At 63.3% G+C, this 24,953-nt stretch carries 21 protein-coding genes; 12 read left to right on the top strand and 9 right to left on the bottom strand.

Annotated elements, in window-relative coordinates; genetic code table 11:
* Positions 1-113: 113 nt before the first annotated feature.
* The 3 genes from PVV54_RS12680 (at position 114) to PVV54_RS12670 (ending at position 4,309) form a co-directional block, all read left to right on the top strand.
* Positions 114-1,493 (top strand): APC family permease, encoded by a 1,380-nt coding sequence (locus tag PVV54_RS12680; RefSeq protein ID WP_274910272.1) that lies wholly within the window; start codon positions 114-116, stop codon positions 1,491-1,493.
* Between the two features lie 160 nt (positions 1,494-1,653).
* On the top strand, positions 1,654-2,787 hold the full coding sequence (locus tag PVV54_RS12675) for an MFS transporter (protein WP_446731463.1): 1,134 nt from the start codon (positions 1,654-1,656) through the stop codon (positions 2,785-2,787).
* Between the two features lie 172 nt (positions 2,788-2,959).
* Positions 2,960-4,309, top strand: a complete 1,350-nt coding sequence (locus tag PVV54_RS12670) for a hypothetical protein (RefSeq protein ID WP_274910270.1) — start codon at positions 2,960-2,962, stop codon at positions 4,307-4,309.
* Between the two features lie 148 nt (positions 4,310-4,457).
* On the opposite strand, the gene PVV54_RS12665 is transcribed toward PVV54_RS12670, so the two are convergent.
* From PVV54_RS12665 to benA, 9 genes are all read right to left on the bottom strand, one after another.
* Entirely contained in the window at positions 4,458-5,525 is a 1,068-nt protein-coding gene (locus PVV54_RS12665; RefSeq protein ID WP_274910269.1) for a metal-dependent hydrolase, read from the bottom strand.
* Between the two features lie 185 nt (positions 5,526-5,710).
* The gene (locus tag PVV54_RS12660) at positions 5,711-6,961 is read right to left on the bottom strand and encodes an OprD family porin (RefSeq protein ID WP_274910268.1); all 1,251 of its coding nucleotides are present in this window, start codon (positions 6,959-6,961) and stop codon (positions 5,711-5,713) included.
* Between the two features lie 53 nt (positions 6,962-7,014).
* Positions 7,015-8,214 (bottom strand): benzoate/H(+) symporter BenE family transporter, encoded by a 1,200-nt coding sequence (locus tag PVV54_RS12655; protein ID WP_274910267.1) that lies wholly within the window; start codon positions 8,212-8,214, stop codon positions 7,015-7,017.
* A gap of 110 nt (positions 8,215-8,324) precedes the next feature.
* Complete coding sequence (gene catA, locus PVV54_RS12650; RefSeq protein WP_274910266.1) at positions 8,325-9,227, bottom strand: catechol 1,2-dioxygenase; 903 nt, start codon at positions 9,225-9,227, stop codon at positions 8,325-8,327.
* 33 nt (positions 9,228-9,260) lie between these two features.
* Positions 9,261-10,583, bottom strand: coding sequence for an MFS transporter (locus PVV54_RS12645; protein WP_274910265.1), 1,323 nt, complete (start codon positions 10,581-10,583; stop codon positions 9,261-9,263).
* Between the two features lie 54 nt (positions 10,584-10,637).
* Positions 10,638-11,399 (bottom strand): 1,6-dihydroxycyclohexa-2,4-diene-1-carboxylate dehydrogenase, encoded by a 762-nt coding sequence (locus PVV54_RS12640; protein WP_274910264.1) that lies wholly within the window; start codon positions 11,397-11,399, stop codon positions 10,638-10,640.
* Between the two features lie 184 nt (positions 11,400-11,583).
* Positions 11,584-12,594 carry a benzoate 1,2-dioxygenase electron transfer component BenC gene (gene benC / locus PVV54_RS12635; protein WP_274910263.1) on the bottom strand — a complete coding sequence of 337 codons (1,011 nt, stop codon included), beginning with the start codon at positions 12,592-12,594 and terminating at the stop codon, positions 11,584-11,586.
* Positions 12,595-12,666: 72 nt separating this feature from the next.
* Positions 12,667-13,152 (bottom strand): benzoate 1,2-dioxygenase small subunit, encoded by a 486-nt coding sequence (gene benB, locus PVV54_RS12630; RefSeq protein WP_261940019.1) that lies wholly within the window; start codon positions 13,150-13,152, stop codon positions 12,667-12,669.
* Entirely contained in the window at positions 13,149-14,507 is a 1,359-nt protein-coding gene (gene benA / locus PVV54_RS12625; protein ID WP_274910262.1) for a benzoate 1,2-dioxygenase large subunit, read from the bottom strand. Before benA ends, benB begins: the two co-directional genes overlap by 4 nt.
* 644 nt (positions 14,508-15,151) lie before the next feature.
* Between benA and PVV54_RS12620 the strand changes: the two genes are divergently transcribed.
* The 9 genes from PVV54_RS12620 to eco all read left to right on the top strand — a co-directional run bounded on the left by PVV54_RS12620 (position 15,152) and on the right by eco (position 24,950).
* Positions 15,152-16,213, top strand: coding sequence for a 3-deoxy-7-phosphoheptulonate synthase (locus tag PVV54_RS12620; RefSeq protein WP_274910261.1), 1,062 nt, complete (start codon positions 15,152-15,154; stop codon positions 16,211-16,213).
* A gap of 81 nt (positions 16,214-16,294) precedes the next feature.
* Positions 16,295-16,576: a peptidylprolyl isomerase gene (locus PVV54_RS12615; protein ID WP_054884552.1), complete on the top strand. Its 282-nt coding sequence runs from the start codon at positions 16,295-16,297 to the stop codon at positions 16,574-16,576.
* A gap of 10 nt (positions 16,577-16,586) precedes the next feature.
* A complete protein-coding gene (locus PVV54_RS12610) occupies positions 16,587-18,515 on the top strand; it encodes an extracellular solute-binding protein (RefSeq protein WP_446731462.1) in 1,929 nt (642 codons plus the stop codon).
* Complete coding sequence (locus tag PVV54_RS12605) at positions 18,512-19,570, top strand: microcin C ABC transporter permease YejB (RefSeq protein ID WP_274910259.1); 1,059 nt, start codon at positions 18,512-18,514, stop codon at positions 19,568-19,570. Before PVV54_RS12610 ends, PVV54_RS12605 begins: the two co-directional genes overlap by 4 nt.
* Entirely contained in the window at positions 19,570-20,586 is a 1,017-nt protein-coding gene (locus tag PVV54_RS12600) for an ABC transporter permease (RefSeq protein WP_274910258.1), read from the top strand. Before PVV54_RS12605 ends, PVV54_RS12600 begins: the two co-directional genes overlap by 1 nt.
* A gap of 20 nt (positions 20,587-20,606) precedes the next feature.
* Positions 20,607-21,983 (top strand): sigma-54 interaction domain-containing protein, encoded by a 1,377-nt coding sequence (locus tag PVV54_RS12595; protein ID WP_274910257.1) that lies wholly within the window; start codon positions 20,607-20,609, stop codon positions 21,981-21,983.
* Positions 21,984-22,246: 263 nt separating this feature from the next.
* Entirely contained in the window at positions 22,247-23,638 is a 1,392-nt protein-coding gene (locus tag PVV54_RS12590) for a GntP family permease (protein WP_274910256.1), read from the top strand.
* Positions 23,639-23,650: 12 nt separating this feature from the next.
* Positions 23,651-24,421: a 3-hydroxybutyrate dehydrogenase gene (gene hbdH, locus PVV54_RS12585; RefSeq protein WP_274910255.1), complete on the top strand. Its 771-nt coding sequence runs from the start codon at positions 23,651-23,653 to the stop codon at positions 24,419-24,421.
* A gap of 55 nt (positions 24,422-24,476) precedes the next feature.
* Positions 24,477-24,950, top strand: coding sequence for a serine protease inhibitor ecotin (eco, locus tag PVV54_RS12580; protein WP_274910254.1), 474 nt, complete (start codon positions 24,477-24,479; stop codon positions 24,948-24,950).
* Positions 24,951-24,953: the final 3 nt, after the last annotated feature.

Here is a 24,953-nt window from a genome sequence, read left to right as displayed (position 1 = left end):
GTGGGAGCATTCAACCAGCCCCACCCCTGACAGCGTTTCCCTTCCAACTCCCTTATCAGTAGCGAGCCTGCTCGCGTACTGCGGCTTCCTGCATCCCCTTTCAGGAGTTAGCAATGCATACAACAACAACTACAGCCCCTGCCTTGAACCCCCATCATGCGTCGCCCGTCGGCACTGCAGGCCGCTTCAGAAAGTCCATGAGCATGACCGCGCTGGTGCTGTTCGGCCTGGCGTACATGGTGCCGCTGGCCGTATTCACCACCTACGGGCTGGTCACCCAGATGACCAAGGGGCACCTGCCCACCGCCTACCTGATCACCCTCGCCGCCATGCTGCTCACCGCCTACAGCTATGGGCGCATGGTGCAGGCCCACCCCTATTCCGGCTCGGTCTACACCTACACCCGCAAAGCCTTCGGCAGCCACTTCGGCTTCATGGCGGGCTGGACGCTGCTGCTGGACTACATCTTCCTGCCGTTGCTCAGTTATTTGCTGATCGGCATCTACATGTCCGAATACTTCCCGGCCGTGCACGCCTGGGTGTGGGTGGCGGGGTCGATTGCCCTGGTGACCTTTCTGAACCTGATCGGCATCGAGTCGATCACCCGGGTGAACTGGATACTGGTGGTGGCGCAGCTTGTGTTCATCGTGGTGTTCGTGGCGTTATCGCTGCGCAACCTGGGTGGGCAGGCTGAAGCGGTGTCGTGGCTGGCGCCGTTTCACCATGAAGGCTTCAGCATGCCGCTGATCATGACTGGCGCCGCCGTGCTGTGCCTGTCGTTTCTGGGGTTTGATGCGGTGTCGACCATGGCCGAAGAAACCAGCAACCCGACCTACCGTATCCCGATGGCAATCATGGCAGTGTCGGTGATCGGCGGGCTGTTGTTCCTGCTGGTGTCGTACTTTGCGCAAATGGTGTTCCCGGACTGGGCCAGCTTCGCCGACCCGGACTCGGCGTCGGTGGACGTGATGCGCCGGGTGGGCGGCGAGCTGCTGGTCACCGCTTTCACCGCCACCTACGTGGCCGGGTGCTTTGCCTCGGCCATGGTGTCCCAGGCCAGCGTGTCGCGGGTGCTGTTCGCCATGGGCCGCGACGGCGCGCTGCCGCAGGTGTTCGGCCGGCTGGTGACGAAAAAGCGCGTACCGGCCACCGCTATCATGCTGGTCAGCCTGCTGTCGCTGATTGCCCTGTTCATTACCCTGGACACGGTGGCCAACATGATCAGCTTTGGCGCGCTGTTCGCCTTCTCGGCGGTCAACCTGGCGGTGGTCAAGCATTACCTGGTCGATCAAAAACTGCGCGGAGCGCGCAACGTACTGTTGTATGGCGCAATTCCGGCGCTGGGCTTTCTCAGCACGATCTGGCTGTGGACCAGCCTGACCAGCCTGTCGTTCACCATCGGCCTGTGCTGGATGGGCGCCGGGTTCGTGTGCCTGCTGTGCCTCACGCGCGCCTTCCGGGTGCAATTGCCCGAGCTGCAAATGGCCGACTGACGGGCGCCGCGCCGTGCCACCGCACAGCGCGTTCACTCGACGTCGCGGCTGCTGATTGTCTATGATCCCGCGTTGAACGTTTCAGCATGTTTCAACAAGGATCCTAATGTCTGTTCTACAAGCTCCACCTGCCGTCCACTCCAAAGGCACAGTAGCCAGGATGGAGGCGGCCATGGCCTTGGGCAGTTTTGCCATTGGCACCGGCGAATTCGCGATCATGGGGCTGATGCCCGATGTGGCCAGCAACCTGCAGTTAAGTGAACCGCAGGTGGGGCATGCCATCAGCGCCTATGCCCTGGGCGTGGTGGTCGGCGCCCCGGCGCTGGCGATTCTGGGTGCCAAGTTGTTGCGCAAGCACATGCTGCTTCTGCTGATGGCCCTGTATGCCATCGGTAACCTGGCCACCGCGTTTGCGCCCTCCTTCGCAGGCCTTGTGGCCTTCCGCTTCATCAGCGGCCTGCCCCACGGCGCCTATTTCGGCATCGCGGCGGTGGTGGCATCGAGCATGGTGGCCAGCGACCAGCGCGCCGGTGCCGTGGCGCGGGTGATGATGGGCCTGACGCTGGCGATGCTGCTGGGCAACCCGCTGGCGACCTTCCTGGGGCAATACTTCGGTTGGCGCTCGGCGTTCGTGCTGGTGGGGTTCATTGCCCTGTGCACCATTGCCCTGGTCTGGCGGTTCGTGCCTCAGCCGAAGGATGAACCGCGCAGCGACCCCCGCAAGGAGCTGCAAGCCTTCACCCTACCCCAGGTATGGATGGCGCTGGGCATCGCCGCCATCGGCTTTGCCGGCATGTTCTGCGTGTTCAGCTACCTGGCGCCGACCATGCTGGAGGTGACCCAGGTTTCGCCACAATGGATCCCGCTGGGCCTGGCGGCATTCGGCGCCGGCGGCATCATCGGCAACCTGGCCGGCGGCAAGCTGTTCGACCGCTTGCAGTTCCGTGCCGTGGGCATTGTGCTGGTGTGGTCGGCGGCGGTGCTGCTGTTCTTCACCTTCGCGGCCCACTCGCTGTGGACGGTCCTGCTGGGTATCGGCCTGGTTGGCACCATGATCGCCCTGGCCGCGCCGCTGCAGATCCGCCTGATGGACATTGCCCACGAAGCGCCCAGCCTGGCGGCAGCCTCCAACCATGCGGCGTTCAACCTGGCCAACGCCTTGGGCCCGTGGCTGGGCGGCATCGCCATCAGCGCCGGGCTGGGCTGGACCAGCACTGGCTACATTGGCGCGGCAACGGCGATGGTGGGCCTGGGTATTTATCTGATTGCCCGGCGCATGAAAGGCGGGCATTGATCACCGCCCCCAGGCTCTGTACGAAAAGCCGAGAAACTCAATTGGCGCCCTTCGGAAGCTGAAATATGGCCATACCTTCCGTCTGCCTCTGAACCTAGCATTTTTGCCAGTTTCTCGAACTTCGAAAGTACATTAGCCTCGTGTTTCCAATAACTGGATTCAGAGGTGCATCATGTCTCAAGTACGTCCTGGTGATCTGGACATCAACTATGGTACCAAAGGCGATGGTATCGCCCGGATCCCGCCTCAAAACCAATTGAATCCCGATGCTCGGTCATTTCAGATTTTACCCAGTGCAGGAGGAAGCGATGGGTCAGTTGCCATATATGGAAACAACCCGGATGATCCTGATCGCGAATATAATTTTTTCGGAAGAATCAATGCGGATGGCACGTGGGATGCAGAGACAGGCTATGTGCCTCTCTCAAAAAATCAGCAAAACCCAATGCCGGATGGATTTGAACAATTTTCAACGTTGGTTCAAACATCAAGCAATCCCGACGATGGCTATCTGACAGCCGGATTTGTATATAAATTTGATGGGGAGCTATATGAAGGTGGCGTTGCAGTTGGACGTTATGACCGGAATTTTAGCCCTTGGGAGAATTTTGGTGACGATGGTATCGCACACACGCTGAAAATGAGCGCGTCTTCGCCATCCGTGCCTGCACCGGCCGCCCCAAAACCTACATCTGATCCGGCAGGTGCTCTCTCACCGAAAGCAATATACTACATAGCTACTCCACAAGTCGCGCTGGTTAACAACCTGATCAGGGTGGTTTATACGTTCTATAACCCTGTTGACGACACTAGCGAAGTGTGGTGCGCACTGTTCAAACCGGAAACAGGTGAACCTGCCTTCGGCTTAGGTCAGGAGCAGGACAAGAGCCAACTGAAATTGCCTGAAATTCAAGGTGATACGCTACGTGTCATGCGCTGTACCTTCTTGAGTGACGGTAGCTTCTATTTGCTCGCAACAACGGGCCAGCGCATCCATCTTCTTCGTTTCCAGAGCAATGCCGAACTGGACCTTACGTTTGCCAATGGAACAGGTTACATCACACGTCCTTCCGGTTCGGGGGCCGGATTGGCCGTCAGCGAGGATTCAGTCGTGTTCACGACCAGTGCAAACTGGAATGCCGCCCTTCCAGACGATACCGAGTTGTATGGGTTCAACCATGAGGGGCTGCCGATCGATAAATTTACACGATCCTTTTCGATGGATAATGGGAATCTGGCGCTTCCGTGGATTGCTTTCGATTCCGAAGATCGATTGATCCTGGCCGGACATCGCTTTTATTTTCCTGACCATGAAAATATGGTTCATGCGCAAATTCATGTAGCACGCCTTACCCCAGATGGGGACTTGGACAGCAACTTTGGTGAGGGAGGTTTTACCGCGCCTCACCCTTACCTGTGGGAAACCACCGGTTTATTTGTAAATGGGCGGGACATTCGCGTACTTACATCCATGCCACCCGTTGGCCAGATTTACGAGATGCTCGCACGCTATGTGGCTTGAGCCATAACGGCGGGCCTGTACAGTGGAGCGCGACGCCGACCGCTCCTCAGCTGTTTTGGCCTTGCCTGACCTGCGTCTCAAGACAGGCGAAGTCATAAACTTCATCTGCACAGCTCGTTCGGCCTGTACTGACTTGAACGAAAAATCCCTAACGCCCCAGTGTCCTGGCCGTCCAGGCGGCCAGTGGCAACGGCGGCTGCTGGTCGAAGATGCGCTGCCAGATCAGGCGCAAGTCATCCCCGCTGAACATCGACCCCGGCCCACTGCCTCGCCACGTGGACGGGGTGTCGACCACCCAGTGCCCCTGGCTGTCGCGGTGGGCCATGTTGAAGCGGAAGGTGTAGTTGCCGGGGATGCCCATGCGCAGGTCGGTGACCACCAGCGCATCCCCCACCACGTCGTAGCGCAGCCAGTCATCGGTGAACCAGCGCAAACGCGCAAGCCACGGTGATCCGGCCAGGGCTTGGGCGGCGGGCAGGTTCAGCGACAGTTTTTGCATTTCCGGCGGCGTACGGTCGAAGGCACTGCTGACCCCTTCGTAGTAGTCGCCCTCCGGCGTTTTGGCCATCACTCGCCAGATCAGGCTGTTGAATGCCATCGGCACGGCGCGCACGTCGCTGGCCACGATGCCCTGCTGATCCAGTGCGGCCTGGAAGCGTTGCTCCGCCGCCATGCGCCCGGCCAGGCCAAAGCCCAGGTAAGCCGTGCTGAACAGCAGCGCCACGCTCAACACGCGCACCGCGCGGCCCGAAAGCCCTTTGATGGCCGCGTACACCACAGCCAACAACAGCGGCACGGTGTACACCGGGTCGATGATGAACACGCTTGCCCAGCTTTGCGGGGTGAACTGCAATGGCCAGAACAGTTGGGTGCCATACACCGTGAACGAATCGAGAATCGGGTGGGTCACCAGCACCAGCCAGAACGCCAGAAACAGCCTGGGCATGCGGTAGCCCTTGTCGGGCCAGCGCCGTCGCCCCAACCACGCAACCAGCCAGGCCAAGGCCAGTGCAAGGCCGGTGAGCACGAACAGGGAATGGGAGAAGCCCCTGTGATAGGTCATCTGCGACACCGGGTCGGCATAGCGGATGACCACGTCGAGGTCTGGCAAGGTGCCCAGTGCGGCGCCGTAGATGAGCGAACGACGGCCCTGAATGCGGCCGAGCACCGTGCCCTGCAGGGCAGCGCCGAGGACGGCTTGGGTGATGGAGTCCAAAGGGTGGTTTCCTTGAGGGCTATGCGGGAAACCTACCCTTTGCCGGGGTTGCTGCGCAATTGCTGGTGTGGGTAGGAGCGGATTTACCGAGGCGTCGGACCGCCACGATCACCGGCAAAGCCGGTGCCATCGACCGCGTCGCCTGTTTCGCGGATAAATCCGCTCCTACACGGGCCGCGCAAGGTTTAAAAGAGTTGCCAGGTGTACACGAGGATCAGCCGATTCTCGTCGATGTCAGTGCGGTAGTTGGAGCGCGCCATGGCGTTGCGCACGCGTATCCCCAGCCCTTTGAGCACCCCGCTTTGCACGGCGTAGCCGATGTCCAGGTCGCGCTCGCGGTCCTTGCCCTCGTAGCCAAGGCCGGTATCGACATTGTTGCCGGTGATGTAGCGCACGGTGGCGGTCAGGCCTGGTATGCCCATGGCGGCGAAGTTGTAGTCATACCGCACCTGGTATGAACGCTCGTCGGTGTAGGCAAATTCGTAGGTCGGCACTTCGTTGCCCAGCGGCGAGATATTGGCGAACACCCGCGGGAAGGGGCTATCGCCATAAATACCCTGGTAGCCCACGTGGAAGCTGTGCCCACCCGTTTTGGCCGTGAGCAACGAGAAGAAGGCCTGGTTGTCGATGTTGCCGAGCAATGCATCGCCGTCCTCGCGGGCCGTGAAATAGCCCAGGTTGGCACTGAGCACCCAGTCCCCCACCGGCTTGCTGTGCTTCAGGCCGACAAAACCCTGCTCGTAGATATCCTCGAGCTGGCCATACCAGAGGCTGACACTGCTCTGGTTGGCGTTGAACGCGTAATCGCCACCCACATAGTTGAAGGCATCGCTTTCGGCCTGGCGTTGCGGCACATGGCCAAGCATGGCGTTCATCTTGCCGTCGCCGCCTTCGTTGCGCAGGTGGCTGGATGTCAGGTGCCCGGCCTGCAAGGTCAGGCCTTCCAGCTCTGCGGTGTTCACGCTGACGCCCTGATAGGTCGGCGGCAGCAGGCGGATGTCACTGAACGTGAGCACCGGCAGGTTGGGTTGTAACTCGCCCACCCGCAGTTCGGTTTTCGACACGCGCGCCTTGATGGTTGGGGCAATGCGGCTGTACTCACCCGCCGCGCGGCCATCGCCGTGCACCGGCAGCAAACCGGTGTTGACCCGGTCGGGGCTGCTGTCCAGGCGGATGCCCAGCAGGCCCAGGGCGTCCACGCCAACGCCGACAGGCCCTGGTGTGTAGCCAGACTTGAAATCGAGGATGAAGCCCTGGGCCCACTCCTCGGCCTTGGACTGCTGGTTGGCCCCGACAATGTCGGAATAATCGCGGCTGAAGTAATAGTTGCGGGCGCTGAGGCTGGCTTTGGCATCCTCGAAGAAGCCGTTATCGGCGGCCAGCAACGGTTGGCTGAGCAGGGTCAGCCCGATGGCGACGCAAGGGGTGTGGTTCATTCCGAAGCTCTCTTGATCTTGTTGTTATGGATAAAGCGTTGGAAACGGGTATTTCAGGGTGCTCGGCGCAAGGCCTCCCGGGTTTGCGGCCGGCGCAGGCACACCAGCGCGTGGGCCAGCAGGCCGAACAGCAGCCCCCAGAACGCGGCTGACAAGCCAAGAAACGACACCCCCGAAGCGGTGACCAAAAAAGTGAACAGCCCCGCATCGCGCTCGCCGGGTTCGGCCAGGCTGCGGGTGAGCGCCTCGCTGATCGCGCCATACAGGGCAAGGCCGGCAAGTGCCGCGATCAAGGCCGCCGGGAACGCGGCGAACAACGACATCAACGTGGCCCCGGCGATGCCCAGCAGCAGGTACAGCGCACTGCCAGCCACTGCCGCCACGTAGCGCCGGCGGGGGTTTTCATGGGCTTCACGCCCCGTGCACAGGCTGGCAGTGACCGCCGCCAGGTTCAGCCCGTGGCAACCGAACGGCGCCAGCAAGGCCCCGCCAAGGGCACTGGCGCTGATCAACGGGCTGGCCGGCGTGGTGTAACCGGCATTGCGCAGCACGGCCATGCCCGGCATGAACTGCCCGGTCAAGGCCACCAGCACCATCGGCAAGGCCAGGCTGAACACTGCCGACAGGCTGAATTGCGGGGTGATCCACTGCGGCGAGGCCAGCTCCAGCACCAGCGCTTCACTGCGAAACGCGCCGCTGGCCACGGTCACCAACGCGCCCACGCACAGCACCGCGGCCACGGCGTAGCGTGGTTGCAGCCTGCGCATCAGCATGTAGGTCACGAACATCGCCAGCACCAAGCCCGGCTGCACCGGCAGCGCACGGAACACTTCGATGCCGAAGGTGAACAGGATGCCCGCCTGCATCCCGGCAGCGATGGAGCCCGGCAGGCGCGCGATGATGCGGTCAAAGGCCCCGCTGATGCCGATCAGCAGCAGGACCAGGTTGGCCACCAGGTATGCGCCCACGGCGTGTTCCAGGCCAAGTGTCGGCAAGGCGGTGACCAGCAGCGCGGAGCCGGGGATCGACCAGGCGATCACCACCGGCACGCGGTAATGCAGGCTCAGCAACGCGCCCAGTACCGCGCTGCCCATGGACACGGCCCACACCCATGAGGACAACAGGCCGTGGGACAGGCCGGCGGCTTCGGCGGCGTGGAAGATGATCACCAAGGGGCCGGCGTAGGAGATCATCGTGGCGATGCAGCCGGCGATGACGGCGGACAGGGAGCAGTCCTTGATCAGGGTTTTCATTTAGGCCTCCCGGGGTTGTGGTGTCTGGCTGGCGAGGGCACTGCCCTCGTTTCGCGACACGAGGCCGCTCCCACAAACGGACCGCAATCCGGCAGGAGCGGCCCTGGACATCAGGCCTCTTGCAACGCCCGCGGCCGCCCGCTGCGCTGTTCGTGCGCATCGCCCTGCGCCTGCTGCAACTGGAAGTCGAACGCAAGCTCGGCACGCCCCTCGCGCAACACCACCTCACCCACCAGCCCATCCCGCGTGGCATAGGCAAAGTCGTCCCACAGGTACTTGTCCCCGGCCAGGTTGATCTGCGTGGTCAAATGCCGATGCCCCGGCGCCGAGATAAAGAAGTGGATATGCGCCGGGCGCTGGCCGTGGCGGCCAAGCAGGTCCAGGCACTCCTGGGTCGGCCCCTGCGGGTCGCAGCCATAGCCCGACGGCACGATGGAATGCGCGCGGTAGCGGCCTTCGGCATCGGTGACGATGCGCCGGCGCAGGTTGTACTCGGACTGGCTCTGGTCAAAGAACGAGTAAGTGCCACGGGTGTTGGCATGCCACAGGTCAACGGTGGCACCGGCCAACGGCTGGCCATCCGGGCCGCGAACCACGCCTTCGAGCAACATGGGCATGGCCACGCCCTCTTCCGTGCCATCGTCCATGCGCGCTTCGCCCTGGGCGATTGGGGCACCGGCCACGTACAACGGGCCTTCGATGGTGCGCGGGGTGCCGCCGGTCTGCCCGGCCTCGGCGTCCTTGGCATCCTGCAGCAGGTCGAGGAAGTGCTCGATGCCCAGGCCCGCCACCAGCAGCCCGGCCTCGCCCCGCCCGCCCAGGCGGTTGAGGTAGTCCACGGCGTGCCAGAACTCGTTTTCGCTGATTTCCAGGTCTTCGATCAGGCGGGCGGTGTCCTGCAGCACGCGCTGGACGATGCGCTTCAGGCGTGGGCTGCCGTCGTCGTTGCCAAAGCCTGCGGCTTCTTCAAAGAACGTTTGCACGTCGGCGGTATGGGAAATTTTCACGGTCATGATGGTTTACCTCTTGTAGTTGTCAGTGAACGTTCAGGCAGTTGCCGCCACGGCCTGGCGCCGGCCACTGGCCAGGTGCACGGCCATGGCCAGCGCGGCAATCGCGCCAGGGATGGCAAAGGCAATGAAATTGAGTTGCAGCGGCAGGTTGATGCCCATCAGCGCACCGCCCAGCAGCGGGCCCACGATGGCGCCGTTGCGGCCGATACCCGAGGCCCAGCCCAGGCCAGTGGAGCGTACCGACAGGCCGTACAGCTGCGCGGCACCGGCGTACAGCAGGATTTGCGTGCCGATGGTGGTGGCGCCGGCGATGAAGATCAGCAGGTACAACACCGGCATCGGGCTGTTCACGCCCAGCAGGCTGATCGACACGGCAGCGGCCAGGAAAAACGCCACTTTCACCTTGACCAGGTTGTAGCGGTCGCCCAGCCAGCCGCCAAGAATCGCCCCGGCCATGCCGCCAAAGTTCAGGGCCAGCAGGAATGACAGGCTCGAGCCCAGGCTATAGCCGGCGTTGGCCATCAGTTTGGGCAGCCAGGAACTGAGCGCGTAGACCATCAGCAGGCAGCAGAAAAACGCCAGCCACAGGGCCAGGGTGCGGATGGCCAAGCCGTTGCGGAACAGGTCGAGTACCGAAGCCCCGCTGCTTTTGCGGTCGACAGCTTGCAACGTATCGCCAGGCTGCACGTCACAGGTCGGGTCCAGGCGTTTGAGCAGTGTGCGGGCTTCATCCGTGCGGCCCTGGCGTACCAGAAAGCCGATGGACTCGGGCAGGTAGTAAAGGATCACCGGCAGCAACAACAGCGGGATGGCAGCGGCGAAGAACATCGACTCCCAGCCAAAGCGCGGCAGCATGAAAATGCCAACACCCGCCGAGAGCATGCCGCCCAGCGAATAGCCACTGAACATGATCGCCACCAGCGTACTGCGCAGGCGCTTGGGCGCGTATTCGTTCATCAGCGCCACGGCATTGGGCATCAGGCCGCCGCAGCCGAGCCCGGCGATGAAGCGGTAGATGCCGAACTCGCTGGGGCTGCTGGCAAAGCCATTGAGGATGGTCGCCCCCGAGAACAAGGCAAAACAGATGGCGATCCCTTTCTTGCGCCCGATGCGGTCGGCCAGGCTGCCGAACGCCAGTGCGCCGAACATCATGCCAAACAGCGCATAGCTGCCCAGCGCACCGGCTTGCAGCGGGGTCAGGCCCCACTCTTTCATGATCACCGGCAGCACCACGCCGTAGATGAACAGGTCGTAGCCGTCGAAGATCAGCAGCAGGCCGCACCAGGCCATGACCATCCAGTGGAAGGGGCTGAAGCGGGCATTGTCGATGATCGGGTGTACGTCAAGGGTTCGCATGGCATCTGTCGCTCTTGTTGTTTTTGTGGAGGAAAGCGTTGCCTGGGGAATCGGTCAGCCGAGGTCACCGCCCCCTACCGGCAATGTCACACCGGTGATGTAGGAAGCGTCGTCAGAGGCCAGGAACAGGATGGCGCCCACCTGCTCGTCGATGCTGCCGTAGCGGTGCATCAGGCTGCTGTCGAGGGTTTGGTCGACGATTTGCTGGTACCAGATTTTTTCCTGCGGGGTTTGCTCGGCGCTGTTGCGCGGCACGCGCCGGGGAGGCGCTTCGGTGCCACCGGGTGCCGTGGCGTTGACGCGGATGCCACGGCCGGCGGTTTCAAAGGCCAGGCACGCGGTGAGCGCGTTGACACCGCCCTTGGCCGCGCCGTAAGGCACGCGGTTAACGCCACGGGTGGCTATCGACGAGACGTTGACGATGGCCCCGCTGTTGCGTTCGAGCATGTACGGCAGCGCGGCGTGGCAGCACCACAGGGTGGGGAACAGCGAGCGGCGCACTTCGGCTTCAATCTGCTGGGCGTCGTAGTGCTCGAACGGCTTGGCCCAGATGGTGCCGCCCACGTTGTTGACCAGGATGTCGAGGCGGCCAAAGGTGTCCACGGCGGTGGCCATCACGCGCTGGCACTCGTCGTGCTGTTCGAGGTCGGCGGTGAGGGTCAGCATGCCCTCGCCGGCCAGTTCGTGCACCAGCTCGGAGCGGTCCACCGCCACCACCTGCGCGCCTTCGGCTTTGAGCCGCCAGCACACGCCACGGCCGATGCCCTGGGCGGCGCCGGTGACCAGGGCGATTTTGCCTTGGAATCTGTTGTTCATACATTCTCCCTGGCAACACGGTCGAGGTAGGAGCGGCTTTAGCCGCGATCACCGGCGAAGCCGGTGCCATCCATCGCGTCGCCTGTATCGCGGATAAATCCGCTCCTACAGGTCTCGACCGTATCGCCTTCGAAATAAAAGGAGGCCGCCCTCACCCGCACGATGCGGGCAGCCCCGAGGAAACTCAGGCTGCCGCCGCGAACTTCTCGAAGTAGAAGTTCGCCGGGGCGATGCCTTGCTCACGCAGGTACTGGCTTACCGCCTCCACCATCGGCGGTGGCCCGCACAGGTACACGTCCACATCGCCGTCGTTGAGGTGGCGCGGTTCGATGTGCTGGGTCACGTAGCCCTTTTGCGGGTACTCGCTGGCCGGGTTGGCCACGCAGGCGCTGAAGGTGAAGTTGGGAATGCGCGCGGCCAGTGCCTGCAGGCGGTCCAGCTCGACCAGGTCGAAGTCGTTGGTCACGCCATAAATCAGGTGCAGCGGGTGTTCGCTGCCCTGCTCGGCGACCTTCTCCAGCATCGCCGTGAACGGGGCCAGGCCGGTGCCGCCCGCCAGCAGCAACAACGGGCGCTGGATCGGCCGCAGGTAGAAGCTGCCCAACGGGCCGGCCAGGCTCATGTTGTCACCGGCCTTGGCCAGGCTGGTGAGGAAGCTGCTCATCAGCCCGCCCGGCACATTGCGGATCAAAAAGCTGACCTCGCCATCCTTTTGCAGCGAGCTGAACGAATAGGCACGGCTCTGCTCGCTGCCCGGTACTTTCAGGTTCACGTACTGCCCAGGCAGGAACGCCAGGCGGCTCAGGGCTTCACCCTTGATCGACAGCGCAATGGTGCTCTCCGACAGTTGGCGCACGTCGCTGATGGACGCCTCGAAGCTGGCCTGTTCGGTCTTGCAGACTTGTGAAGACGCCGGGATGCGCACCACGCAATCGCTTTCGGCGCGCATCTGGCAGGTGAGCACGTAGCCCTCGGCGATTTCGTCCTCGCTCAGGGCGTCTTCGATAAAGTTGTCGCCCAGGTCATACCGGCCGGATTCGGCCTTGCACTTGCACGTGCCGCAGGCGCCGTCGCGGCAGTCCAGCGGGATGTTGATGCCCTGGCGGTAGGCAGCATCGGCCACGGTTTCCTGGCCAGTGGCCTCGATGAAGCGGGTCACCCCGTCTTCGAAATTAAGCGCGATCTGGAAGCTCATGTTGCACCTCGCGGGCGAGCCGGCCCACGGCGCGTCGCATGACGCACCGGGCAGTGCTCGCAAAACCCTGTTTCAGATGTGGTAGATGTCGATGACCTGACGCACGTAGTCGTTTTTCAGCACCACCTTCTTGGCCTTGATCAGCGGCTGTTCACCGCGCAGGTCGAGGGTGTAGAAACTGGTGCCGAAATAGCTGTCGGTGGTCTTGTAGCGAAAGCTCAGGGTGTGCCAGTTGAAGCGCACCTGGCAGCTGCCCTCGCCCTGTTCGACGATCTCGATGTTGCTGATGTTGTGCGAGGTGCGGGTGTCGGGCACGGTCGCACTGGAACGTTCGGTCTTGATGCGGAACACACGGTCTTCAAGGCCGCCACGGTTGCCGTACCAGATCAGCGAAATTTCGCTTTGAGGGTCTTCGGTCAGGGTGTCGTCGTCATCCCAGGATGGCATCCAGAAGGTCGCATCGCTGGCGTACAGCTCCAGCCACTGGTCCCACTGGGCATCGTCCAGGTAGCGCGCTTCGCGGTAGAGGAAGTCGCGCACGGTGTCATGCAGGCTCATTGCACGGCCTCCACGGGGATCAGTTGCTGTTCGTCCTTGAGCGCCTGGAGCATGGTGTCCTGCCAGTACTTGTGTTGCAGCACGAACAGGCCCTCGTCCTCGGTGCGCACGCCCGACAACAGCGGCTTGAGTTCGATCTCTTTGGCCGCCTCATCGGCGCCTTCAACCCAGTGCTGCGCGCCACGGGACATGTCGTTCCAGCCGGTGCCGCCGCCGTAGCCGGTCTGGCATGAACGGAATTCTTCCAGGTCGTCCGGGGTGGCCATGCCGCTCACGTTGAAGAAGTCTTCGTACTGGCGGATACGCTTGGCGCGGGCATCGCTGCTTTCACCCTTGGGGGCGATGCAGTAGATGGTGATTTCGGTCTTGTTCACCGAAATCGGCCGGGCAATGCGGATTTGCGAGCTGAACTGGTCCATCAGGTACACGTTGGGGTACAGGCACAGGTTGCGCGAGTTCTCGATCATCCAGTCGGCGCGGGCCTGGCCGAAGTCGGCGGCCAGCTGGTCGCGGCGCTCGAAGGCCGGGCGGTCTTCGGGGTTGGCCCAGCGGGTCCACAGCAGCAGGTGGCCGTGGTCGAACGAGTAGAAGCCACCGCCCTGCTTGGCCCAGGCGCCGGCGCTCATGGTCTTGATTTCGTCACCCGCCTCACGCTGCTTGCGCTGGTTCTGGGTGGCGGCGTAGTTCCAGTGCACGGAGCTGACGTGGTAGCCGTCGGCGCCGTTCTCGGCGGTGAGCTTCCAGTTGCCTTCGTAGATGTACGAGCTGGCGCCGCGCAGCACTTCCAGGCCTTCGGGGGACTGGTCGACGATCATGTCGATGATCTTGGCCGATTCGCCCAGGTGCTCGACCAGCGGCTTCACGTCAGCATTGAGGCTGCCGAACAGAAAACCCCGGTACGACTCGAAGCGCGCCACCTTGGTCAGGTCGTGGGAGCCGTCGCAGTTGAAGCTGTCGGGGTAGCCGGCGTTGCTTGGGTCTTTCACTTTGAGCAGCTTGCCGCTGTTGTTGAACGTCCAGCCGTGGAACGGGCAGGTGTAGCTGGACCGGTTGCCGCGCTTGTGCCGGCACAGCATGGCGCCGCGGTGGCTGCAGGCATTGAGGAAGGCGTTGAGCTCCCCGTCCTTGTTGCGCGCGATGAAGATCGGCTGGCGCCCCATGGTCAGGGTGAGGAAGTCGTTTTTTTCGGGGATCTGGCTTTCGTGGGCCAGGTAGATCCAGTTGCCTTCGAAGATGTGTTTCATCTCCAGGTCGAACAGGCGCGGGTCGGTGAACATTTCACGCTTGCAACGGTAGACGCCCTTTTCGCGGTCGTCCTCGAGCATGGCATTGAGGTAGTCGAATCCCAGGGACATGGCCAGGGCCTCCATTGTTATTGTTCAGGCCGGGTCAGGTTAGGGACTGCGGGGATGGGGCAATATCCGCTTCGTGCAGAGTGCTATCCGTTTTGTGCAGGGCCACCCGCAATTAATCGTGCCCATAGCACTTTTCCATTGAACGGCGTGCACCACCTGAAGTAAGCTCGGGCTCATTCACTGGAGAGCAACATGCCGAAACACACCCGCAACCACGCCAACACCACCGGTCGCACCGCGCGCCCTGTGCTGGCCGTTGCTGGCTGCAAGGCTGCTGTCGGCTTTTATTTTGGGTATTGGTTTAGCCACTAGGCGCCGATACCCACACGGCGCCCACCTTCGAGGGGCCGCCGAACATGAGAATACTCAACCCCCGGTCGGCTCCCCGACCGGGGGTTTTGCTTTTCAGGCCTTTCAAACATTACCGCTTCACATTGAGGACAGATTCATGAACTACGCCACCTATTACTACCCAAGCACCGCTGCCTGGCGATTTAGCCAATCCCGTTCGGGCCAGCCTGCCGCCTCCGTTCGGTCCCTTTCCGGTGGCAATGCTGCACGCAATCAATCAACGAACAGTCGAACACCTGAATAGGGCCGACCGCGCGGGAAAGAACCCGCCGTCCGCCCAGGGAAGCCATGCCATGCAAGCCTCGAACCTCGCCCTGCCCCTGACCCAACCGCACGCGGCCAACACCACTGTCAGCCAGCGCCTGCCCAGCCCGCACCTGCTCAAGCAGCAGATGCCGCTTTCTGTTGAACACGCCCAGCAAGTACACGCCCACCGCCAGGCCATCCGCGCCATCCTCGAAGGCCGCGACCCGCGCCTGCTGGTGATTGTCGGCCCGTGCTCGATCCACGACCCACGCTCGGCGCTGGAATACGCCGACCGCCTGGCCGCCCTCAGCCGCGAGGTGGACGACAAACTGCTGCTGGTGATGCGCGCCTACGTGGAAAAACCCCGTACCACCGTCGGCTGGAAAGGCCTGGCCTACGATCCGCACCTGGATGGCAGCGACGACATGCATGCCGGCATCGCCCTGTCCCGTGGCTTGATGCTGAACATGATCGAACGCGGCCTGCCGATTGCCACCGAGTTGCTGCAACCGATGGCCGCGGGCTACTTCGACGACCTGCTGGCGTGGGCGGCGATTGGCGCGCGCACCACCGAATCGCAGATCCACCGTGAAATGGTCAGCGGCCTGGCACTGCCGGTCGGCTTCAAGAACGGCACCGACGGCGGCGTGGCCATCGCCACCGACGCCATGCGCAGCGCCGCCGCCGCACACCGCCACTTCGGCATGGATGCGCAAGGCTACCCGGCGATCATCGAAACCTTGGGCAACCCGGACACTCATCTGGTGCTGCGCGGCGGCCACAAGGGCCCCAACTACGACGCCAACAGCGTTGCACTGGCGCGCCAAGGGTTGGCCAAGGCCGGTTTGCAGGCCCGGATCATGGTCGACTGCAGCCACGCCAACAGCGGCAAGGACCCTGCCCGCCAGCCGGCGGTGTTCGAAGACGTGCTGGCACAACGCTTGGCGGGGGACTCGTCGCTGGTCGGCGTGATGCTTGAAGGCCACCTGTTCGACGGCTGCCAGGCGCTGGGCAAGGGCGCGCTGAAATACGGCGTGTCGATCACCGATGGCTGCCTGGGCTGGAGCGCCACCGAGAACCTGTTGCGCGAGGCGGCCGCACGTTTGTAAGCGGCCCGGTTGCAAGCCTGGCGAGACTTTTGCCAAACAAGTGCGCTAGGCTTGCGCTTTTCACCCCAAGGAGTAGTACCCATGGCACGCGCCACTGCCCGCCACATCCTGGTTGCCACCGAAGACAAGTGCAACGAACTCAAAGCCCAGATCGAAGCCGGTGCCGACTTCGCCGAAATCGCCAAGGCCAACTCCACCTGCCCGTCCAGCCGCCAGGGCGGTGACCTGGGCTCGTTCGGCCCAGGCCAGATGGTCAAGGAATTCGACACCGTGGTGTTCAGCGCCCCGGTCAACACCGTGCAAGGCCCGGTGAAAACCCAGTTCGGCTACCACCTGCTCGAAGTGACCAGCCGCCAGGACTGAGCCTGAGCAACTGATGATGCCACTTGTAGGAGCGGATTTATCCGCGATGGCGTCGGCCCAGGCGACCTCGAAGCTTGGGCCGACGCCATCGCGGATAAATCCGCTCCTACAGTGTATTGGGGGGCTGCTGCTGATGGGTATGGCAGCGCTATCGCAAGCCGCGCCCACCCACGCCCTCACCGTCTACGGCGAAGCGCCCCGCTACGCCGAAAGCTTCAAACACTTCGACTACGCCAACCCCAACGCCCCCAAAGGCGGCCTGATGCGCCGCTCGGCCATCGAAATCGGCCAGTTCGACCACATCCTGCCTTATATCGATAAAGGCATCGGCGTGAGCGAGGTCGACGGCTGGCTGTACGCACCCTTGGCAGTACGCTCCTTCGATGAGCCCTACACCGTTTACGGCCTGATCGCCCGGCGCATGGAGCGTGGCCCGGACGATGCCTGGCTGCGTTTCGAGATCGACCCGCGGGCCACGTTCGCCGATGGCAAACCGGTCAGGGCCGAGGATGTACGCTTCAGCTACAACACCCTGATGACCCAGGGCAGCCTCAAATACCGCACGCTTTACGCGGATGTGACGGGTGTAACGGTCGAAGGCCCGCACAGCATCCGCTTCGACTTCCGGCAACCCCACGGCCGCACCCTGGCCCTGGACCTGGCCAGCTTGCCAGTGATGCCCGAGCACGATTGGGCCAAGCGCGACTTCGCCAATGGCGCCGGGTTCGACAAGCCCGTGGGCAGCGGCCCGTACCGCATCGGCCGCATCGACAACGGCCGCAGCATCACCTTCGAACGCGACCCCGACTGGTGGGCCAAAGACCTGCCGGTAAGCCGGGGCCGCTACAATTTCGAGCGCATCCGCATGGAGTACTTCGGCGACACCGAGGTGGCCCGGCAGGTGCTCAAGGGCGGCGGTTACGACTATAACCGCGAATTTTCCGCCACCGCCTACACCCTCGGTTACAACGGCGCCCAGCTGGACGACGGCCGCCTGCAGCGCGCGCACCTGGGCCCGGCCAAGCCGCAAACCGCCCAGGGCTTTGTGTTCAACCTCGACCGCCCGCAGTTCAAGGACCGCCGCGTGCGCCAGGCGCTGGCGCTGCTGTGGGACTTCGAGTGGAGCAACCGGCAGATGATGCGCAATATGTACATCCGCCAGCAAAGCGTGTTCTCCAACACCCCGCTGGCCGCCCGGGCGCTGCCCGACGCGGGCGAGCTGCAACTGCTGGAACCACTGCGCGGCAAGGTGCCCGATGAAGTCTTCAATCAGGTGTTCACTGCGCCGGTGACCGACGGCTCGGGCATCATTCGCCCGCAACAGCTCCAGGCTCTGGCATTGCTGCAGCAAGCCGGCTGGCAGCCAAAGGATGACCAGTTGGTGAATGCCGATGGCGAACCGCTGGCGTTCACTTTCCTCAACGGCCAGTCGGGTATGGAACGCCTGTTGCTGCCGTGGAAGCGCACCCTGGCGCAGATCGGCGTGAGCCTGAACATCCGCAACGTCGATTCGGCCCAGTACGTCAACCGCTTGATGGCCCGGGACTATGACATGATCGTGACGGGCTACCCGGTTACCCTGTCGCCCGGCGCCGAGCTGTACAACTACTTTGGCTCAGCGGCAGCCAACGACCCGGGTTCGAACAACCTGATGGTGCTCAAGGACCCGGCCGTGGACACCCTGCTCGACGGCCTGGTGCGCGCCGACACCCAGGCCGGCATGCTGCGCCATGCCCATGCGCTGGACCGGGTGCTGCAATGGAACTACTACTGGATCCCCAACTATTACCCGCCCGGCAGCTCGACCGTGTGGTGGAACCGCTTCGGCCTGCCCAAGGTGCAGCCGGCCTATGACGAAGGCCTGGACAGCTGGTGGGAAGCCAGCCCGGACGCGCTGACCAACACCCAGATGGCCGAACGGCTGAAGGCCACGCCATGACCGCCTACATTCTGCGGCGCTTGCTGCTGATCATCCCCACGTTGCTGGCGATCCTGCTGGTCAACTTCGCCATCGTTCAAGCGGCCCCCGGTGGCCCGGTGGAACAGGCCGTGGCCCGGCTCCAGGGCATCGGCGGCGGCGCGCCCGGTGCACGAGCCGAGGTGGTGCATGGCGAATCGCGGGCTACCCGAGGCCTGGACCCCAAGCTGATCGAAGAAATCAAACGCCAGTACGGTTTCGACAAGTCTGCCCCTGAGCGCCTGTGGTTGATGCTGAGCCAGTACGCGCGGCTGGATTTCGGCCAAAGCTTCTTTCGCGGGGCCAAGGTCACCGACCTGATTCTGGACAAGCTGCCCGTGACACTGTCACTGGGCTTTTGGGCCACGCTGATCACTTACCTGGTGTCCATCCCGCTGGGCATCCGCAAGGCGGTGCGCCATGGCAGCCGGTTCGATGCCTGGAGCAGCGCACTGATCGTGATCGGCTATGCCCTGCCCTCGTTCCTGTTTGCCGTGCTGCTGATCGTGCTGTTTGCCGGCGGCACGTCGCTCAACTGGTTCCCGGTGCGCGGGCTGGTCTCGGAAGACTTCGACCAGCTCAGCCTGCTGGGCAAGGTGGCCGATTACTTCTGGCACCTGGTGCTGCCGGTCGGCGCCTTGGTGATTGGCGGCTTTGCCACGCTGACGCTGCTGACCAAAAATGCCTTTCTCGATGAAATCTCGCGCCAGTACGTGGTCACCGCCCGGGCCAAAGGCCTGAGCGAGCGCCGGGTGCTGTATGGCCATGTGCTGCGCAATGCCATGCTGCTGGTGCTGGCCGGGTTGCCACAGGCACTGATCACGGTGTTCTTCGCGGGCTCGTTGCTGATCGAGGTGATTTTTTCCCTTGATGGGCTGGGGCGCATGAGTTACGACGCCGCGGTGGCCCGCGATTACCCGGTGGTGTTCGGTACCTTGTTCATCTTTACCCTGGCCGGGTTGCTGATACGCCTGATTGGCGATTTGTCGTACACGCTGCTGGACCCACGCATCGACTTCGACGCGAGGGCGCACTGATGCTATCGCCCGTTTCGCGCCGCCGCCTGCAGCGTTTTCGTGGCAACCGCCTTGGCTGGGTGTCCATGTGGCTGTTCGCCGGCCTGTTGTTGCTGAGCCTGGGCGCGGAACTGGTGGCCAACGACAAGCCGCTGCTGCTCGGCTACAAGGGCGAGCTGTACACGCCGGCGCTCAAGCGCTACACCGAGCAGCAGTTTGGTGGCCAGTTGCCGTTCCAGCCGGATTACCGCAGCGCCTACGTGCGCCAACTGATCGAGGACCAGGGTGGCTGGATGCTGTTTGCGCCCATCCCGTTCAGTGCCGACACACCCAACTACGACCTGCAGGTGCCCACGCCCAGCCCGCCAAGCAGCAGTAACTGGCTGGGCACCGACGACCAGGGCCGCGACGTGCTGGCCCGGGTGCTGTATGGCACACGCACGTCCCTGCTGTTCGCCTTTGCCCTGACGGTGATCAGCGTTTTCATCGGCGTAGTCGCCGGCGCCTTGCAGGGTTACCACGGCGGCTGGGTCGACCTGCTTGGGCAACGTGTGCTGGAAGTGTGGTCGGGGTTGCCGGTGCTGTACCTGCTGATCATCCTGAGTGGCTTCGTCGAGCCGGACTTCTGGTGGTTGCTGGGGATCATGGCACTGTTCTCGTGGCTGGCACTGGTCGATGTGGTGCGCGCCGAGTTCCTGCGCGGGCGCAACCTGGAGTACGTCAAGGCAGCCCGCGCCCTGGGCCTGCCAGACAGCCAGGTGATGCTGCGCCATATCCTGCCCAACGCCATGAATGCCACGCTGACCTTTGTGCCGTTCATGCTGACCGGGGCAATCACCACGTTGACCGCGCTGGACTTCCTCGGTTTTGGCATGCCGGCTGGCAGTGCTTCGCTGGGGGAACTGGTGACCCAGGGCAAGCAGCACCTGGAGGCACCGTGGCTGGGCTTCACGGCGTTTTTTGCGTTGGCGGTGATTTTGTCGCTGCTGGTGTTTATCGGGGATGCCTTGCGCCAGGCGTTCGACCCCAGAGGTTAGGTATTCAAGGCCCACAAACCATGCACGACAACAACCACCTCAAGGACTACCCCCAGGTCCGGCAACTGGCCATCCGCTCGCTGTTCGAAATCATCGAGCAGTCCAGCGAAGGCACCATCATCGTCGACCGCGACGCCCGCATCGTCTGGATGAACGAGCGCTACGCCCGGCGCTTTGGCCTGGCCGACGCGGCCAGCGCCATCGGCCAGCCATGCGAGGCGGTGATCCCGGGCAGCTTGATGCGCGATGTGGTCAGCAATGGCCGCCCCATCTTGCTGGACATGCTCGACACCCCCAATGAGCCGCTGGTGGTCATGCGCCTGCCCATCCACGACGCCCAGGGCAAGCTGATCGGTGCCATCGGCTTTGCCTTGTTCGACGAACTGCGCAGCCTGTCGCCGCTGCTCAAGCGCTATTCGAGCATGCAGCAGGAACTGGCCAGCACCCGTTCGCAGCTGCGCGCGCGCCAGGCCAAGTACACCTTCGCCCAGTTCGTCGGCAGCAGCGCGGCCTGCCTGGAAGCCAAACGCCGCGCCCGGCGCGGCGCCGGCAGCGACTCCCCGGTGCTGCTGCTGGGCGAAACCGGCACGGGCAAGGAACTGCTGGCCCATGCCATTCATGCGGCATCGGCACGGGCGCACAAGGCGTTTGTCAGCATCAACAGCGCGGCCATCCCCGAGAACCTGCTGGAGGCCGAGTTTTTCGGCACCGCGCCCGGAGCGTTCACCGGCGCTGACCGCAAAGGGCGCAGCGGCAAGCTGCAATTGGCCGAGGGCGGCACGCTGTTTCTTGACGAAATCGGCGACATGCCACTGGCCCTGCAGAGCAAGCTGCTGCGCGTGCTGCAGGAAAAGGAGTACGAACCGGTCGGCTCCAACCAGATGCTGCGTAGCGACGTGCGCATTATCGCGGCCACGTCCATCGACTTGCAGGCGGCCATGGCGCGCGGGGCGTTCCGGGCGGATTTGTATTACCGCCTGAACGTGCTGCCGATTGCCGTGCCGCCCTTGCGTGAGCGCGCCGAAGACTTGCCGGCATTGTGCGAGGCGATCCTGGCCGAGCTGGGTAGCCAGTTCGAGCTGGAGCCAGATGCGTTGCAGTTGCTGGTACGGCATGCATGGCCGGGCAATATCCGTGAGCTGCGCAATGTGCTGGAACGGGCGACGCTGCTGGCGGACCAGCCGCGGCTTGGGGCCGAAGAATTGCGCGAAGCGTTGGGGCCGTTGGCGCCGGTTGCTTGCGAGCGGCTGAGTTATCGGGAGGCTTGTGCTCAGTTTGAACGCAAGCTGATTGGGGGTGCGTTGGCTGAGTACGGGGGGAATGTGCCGGAGGCGGCGAAGGCGTTGGGGTTGGGGCGCTCGACGCTGTATAAAAAGATGGTGGCGCTTGGTCTCTGATTGGAGATTTTGGTTTCCATTTTGAGATTGTTGCGAGGGCTGCGCCCTCGATCGCGGCTGAAGCCGCTCCTACAGGGGGGAACGCGTCGCCTGTGTAGGAGCGGCTTTAGCCGCGATGGGCCGCAACGCGGCCCCAACAATCTCAAATCAGAAACAGTTCGATTAAGGAATATCTATATATATCAATAACTTAAAAATTGGCACGATTCCCGCTATCTCCCGGTCACCGATAAAAACAAGACCCACCCAGGAGACTCACCCCGATGACCGTGCTCATCGCACTGGCCGCTTTGGCCCTGCTGATGCTGGCCGCCTACCGCGGCTACAGCGTAATCCTGTTCGCCCCCATCGCCGCCCTCGGCGCGGTACTGCTCACCGACCCCGCCGCCGTGGCACCCGCCTTCACCGGGGTGTTCATGGAGAAGATGGTCGGCTTCATCAAACTGTACTTTCCGGTGTTCCTGCTGGGCGCGGTGTTCGGCAAGCTCATCGACCTGTCGGGCTTTTCGCGCTCGATCGTAGCCGCCGCCATCCGCCTGCTCGGCACCCGCCAGGCCATGCTGGTGATCGTGCTGGTGTGCGCCCTGCTCACCTACGGCGGCGTGTCGCTGTTCGTGGTGGTATTTGCGGTGTACCCGTTCGCGGCCGAAATGTTCCGCCAGAGCAACATCCCCAAGCGGCTGATCCCCGCCACCATCGCCTTGGGCGCGTTTTCCTTCACCATGGACGCGCTGCCCGGCACCCCGCAGATTCAGAACATCATCCCCAGCACCTTCTTCAATACCACCGCCTGGGCTGCGCCCTGGCTGGGGTTGATCGGTACGGTGTTCGTGTTCTGCGCCGGCATGCTCTACCTGCAACGCCAGCGCAACAAGGCCCAGCGCGCGGGCGAAGGCTACGGCACCGAATTGCGCAACGAGCCGGAAACCGCCCCGGACCTGGCACTGCCCAACCCCTGGCTGGCCCTGGCGCCGCTGGTGCTGGTGGGGGTGATGAACTTGCTGTTCACCCACTGGATCCCGCACTGGTACGGCCCCAGCCACAGCTTGCAGTTACCGGGCATGAGCGCGCCGGTGAACAGTGACGTGGCCAAACTTACGGCCATCTGGGCAGTGCAGGCCGCGTTGCTGGTGGGCATCCTCATGGTGTTGGTGTGCGCCTTCGGCGCCATCCGTACGCGCCTGGCCGAAGGCACCAAAAGCGCGGTCAGCGGTGCGCTGCTGGCTGCCATGAACACGGCCTCCGAGTATGGCTTTGGCGCGGTGATTGCCTCGCTGCCGGGCTTTCTGGTGCTGGCTGATGCGCTGCGCGGCATCCCCAACCCGCTGGTCAACGAAGCCATCACCGTCACCTTGCTGGCCGGCATTACCGGCTCCGCCTCCGGTGGCATGAGCATCGCCCTGGCGGCCATGGGTGACACGTTCATTGCCGCCGCCCATGCCGCCAACATCCCGCTGGAAGTGTTCCACCGGGTGGCCGCGATGGCCAGCGGTGGCATGGATACCCTGCCGCACAACGGCGCGGTCATTACCTTGCTCGCGGTCACTGGCCTCACCCACCGCGAAGCGTACAAAGACATTTTCGGTATTACCCTGATCAAGACCCTGGCGGTATTCGTGGTCATCGCCACGTTCTACGCCACCGGCATCGTCTAAGGAGCTTTTGGCATGTCTCTCAACGGCAAAACCGCACTCGTCACCGGTTCCACCAGCGGCATCGGCCTGGGCATTGCCCAGGTGCTGGCCCGCGCCGGCGCCAACGTTGTTTTGAACGGCTTTGGCGACCCGGCCCCGGCACTGGCCGAAATCACCCGGCTAGGTGTGAAGGCCGTGCACCACCCGGCAGACTTGTCTGATGTGGCGCAGATCGAAGCACTGTTCGCGATGGCCGAGCGAGAATTCGGCGGTGTCGACATCCTGGTCAACAATGCCGGCATCCAGCATGTGGCGCCGGTGGAGCAGTTCCCGGTGGAAAGCTGGGACAAGATCATCGCCCTGAACCTGTCGGCGGTGTTCCACGGCACGCGCCTGGCGCTGCCGGGCATGCGTGCGCGCAACTGGGGGCGTATCGTCAACATCGCCTCGGTGCACGGGCTGGTGGGCTCCACCGGCAAGGCCGCCTACGTGGCCGCCAAGCACGGCGTGCTCGGCCTGACCAAAGTGGTGGGGCTGGAAACCGCCACCAGCAATGTCACCTGCAATGCCATCTGCCCAGGCTGGGTACTGACGCCACTGGTGCAAAAACAGATCGACGACCGCGCCGCCAAAGGGGTTGACCCGCAACAGGCACAACACGACTTGCTGGCCGAGAAACAGCCATCGCTGGCGTTCGTCACACCAGAGCATCTGGGAGAACTGGTACTCTTCCTGTGCAGCGAGGCCGCAAGCCAGGTCCGCGGCGCCGCCTGGAACGTCGACGGTGGCTGGCTGGCCCAGTAAGGGGTGGCCTGGGCCTGGCGCAGCGCTCGCATTCGATCATCTGCAAGGAGGCCCTATGCGCCCAACCCTGATCACCGCCTTCCTGGCCCTGGCCGCTGCCACACCGGTAGTGGCGGCCAGCCTGAAGGACGTTGCCCCCTACCCCGAAGCGGAAACAGGCTTTACCCGGCAGGTCATCCACCTGCCGGCGCAAACCGACGAATCGGCCCACCAACTGGAAATTCTGGCAGGTAAAACCCTGCAGGTGGACTGCAACCGCCAGCGCCTGGCTGGCAAATTGGAACGGCACACCCTGCAAGGCTGGGGCTACAGCTATTACCGCCTGGAAAAAGTCGGCGGCCCCGCCAGCACATTAATGGCTTGCCCGGACGGCAAGAAGACCGAAACCTTCGTGCCAGTGGTGGGCCAAGGCTTCATGCTGCGCTACAACAGCAAGTTGCCGGTGGTGGTGTATGTGCCGGAGGGTGTGGAGGTGCGTTACCGCGTGTGGTCGGCGTCGGCAGACGTGCAAAAGGCTAAAGTGGAGTAAAGC

It is taken from the genome of Pseudomonas sp. PSKL.D1, from assembly GCF_028898945.1.
Taxonomy (GTDB): domain Bacteria; phylum Pseudomonadota; class Gammaproteobacteria; order Pseudomonadales; family Pseudomonadaceae; genus Aquipseudomonas.
The sequence above is the reverse complement of the archived record's forward strand: the minus strand, read 5'-3'. Positions and strand labels throughout refer to the sequence as shown.